Source organism: Aliterella sp. E5.1, from assembly GCF_057473825.1.
This window is the reverse complement of sequence record NZ_JBYCCV010000372.1, coordinates 1-1,406: the sequence shown is the minus strand read 5'-3', so window position 1 is coordinate 1,406 and position 1,406 is coordinate 1. Positions and strand designations below refer to the sequence as shown.

The 1,406-nt window shown below is 47.9% G+C and carries 3 protein-coding genes; 1 reads left to right on the top strand and 2 read right to left on the bottom strand.

Features of this window, described 5'->3' with window-relative positions; all coding sequences use genetic code 11:
• Positions 1 to 83 precede the first annotated feature (83 nt).
• Positions 84 to 458 (top strand): DUF5615 family PIN-like protein, encoded by a 375-nt coding sequence (locus AC2VE5_RS27385; RefSeq protein WP_486890682.1) that lies wholly within the window; start codon positions 84 to 86, stop codon positions 456 to 458.
• 169 nt (positions 459 to 627) lie between these two features.
• Here the strand turns inward: AC2VE5_RS27385 and AC2VE5_RS27380 are convergent, their stop codons facing one another.
• Both AC2VE5_RS27380 and AC2VE5_RS27375 read right to left on the bottom strand, forming a co-directional pair.
• Positions 628 to 1,188, bottom strand: coding sequence for a TetR/AcrR family transcriptional regulator (locus AC2VE5_RS27380; protein WP_486890681.1), 561 nt, complete (start codon positions 1,186 to 1,188; stop codon positions 628 to 630).
• A 33-nt stretch (positions 1,189 to 1,221) separates the two neighbouring features.
• Positions 1,222 to 1,406: hypothetical protein (locus tag AC2VE5_RS27375; protein WP_486890680.1), on the bottom strand; the 185-nt coding region annotated here is incomplete at its 5' end.

The following is a 1,406-nucleotide window of genomic DNA, read 5'->3' as shown; positions in this document are numbered from 1 at the left end:
GGACTTACCCATGAAGATATCTTGGCTTGCTTAGGGTATGCCAGCGCCACATTACGGGCGGAAAAGGTATATCCCCTACAGGTGTGAGAATTCTAGCCGATGAGAACTTCCCCAGTCTTGCAGTGGCGGCCTTGCGACAGCAGGGGCACGATGTGAGTTGGGTAAGAGCAGAAGCGCCGGGAATAAATGATCCAGCTGTCCTGGCTTGGGCTAAGTCTGAAGAACGTACCATTTTTACCTTTGACAAGGGCTTTGGAGAGTTGGCGTTTCGAGCTAAGTTGGCTGCGTCCAACGGTATCATTCTCTTTCGAATGATTGGACCTCCAAATGAAGTGGTGAGCCGAGTGGTTGCGGTTATTTCTCTGCGTGAAGACTGGTCAAGGCTGTTCGCGGTGGTTGAGAGGGATCGGATTCGAATCAAAGCTTTGCCTGACACGGAAATGGGAGATCAAGGATGAATCTCAGACACCAGCTATAGCGGCAGTTCATACAGTAGAGAAGATGAACCATACAGTAGTCTAAAGCGTTATCTGTTCCCTTAGTATTTTCAGGTGGTGAACAGCCAGTTAGCTAACTTCGCTCTCAGGTGTGGCAGTCGTTTTAGAGTAAGCTGTGGAGACAAAAAATTCAGTTTTGATGCGTGAGAATCGCGTGTTGTAGTCGTATCTCAGCTAATCGTTCAGTTTGGTCGCTTCGTGTCCCGATCGTAAATTCTCCAACGAGCGCATAGTAAGCCATTCGAGCACGCACTATTGCTTCAAACGGTGCAAAGCCAGCTTGTGAAAATAAGTCTTTGGTATAGTTCAAACGACGTTGATCGACTTGGGCAAGAACAGGAGCAATTTTTGAATCGTTTGTTGCCCAAGCCCGAATCGCATTTTCTACCTGACCATCATCCTGAACAGCTAATTCAAATAGATAGAGTAGTTTACTCATAGCATCGCCTCCCATTTCTTCTACTCGTTCAATGATGCTATTGGTTTGGAGCTTTACCCATTCCTGCAAGATTGCTTCTAATAGGTCTTCTCTATTTTTGAAGTGCCAGTAAAAACTACCCTTGGTTACTCCCATTCGTTTGGCAAGTGGCTCGACTCTGACTGTCTCAACTCCACTTTCTGCCAAAGTCTTCAGCCCTTGTTCAATCCAGTCCTGCCGTTTCAGATTCGAGATTTCGTTTTTCCTAACCATACGGTAGCGTATTGACAATTGCAGGATACTACATTAATCTATATCCATACGGTAGCGTATTGAAAGGAAATGTATGGTTACTCTAATCGAAACGAGGCCCGGCTCGAGGCCCATGGCCACGCCAAAGTAGAGGCGCGCCAGCGGGCTCAGCGCGACGAGGAGCAGCCCCGCGGTCATAGCAACACTCAAGAGGTGCGAAAAGCGCCGCAAGTTCCGCC

Excerpts from the sequence above, each read along its gene's own strand:
- AC2VE5_RS27380 (WP_486890681.1), bottom strand. The coding sequence starts at position 1,188 with ATGGTTAGGAAAAACGAAATCTCGAATCTGAAACGGCAGGACTGGATT.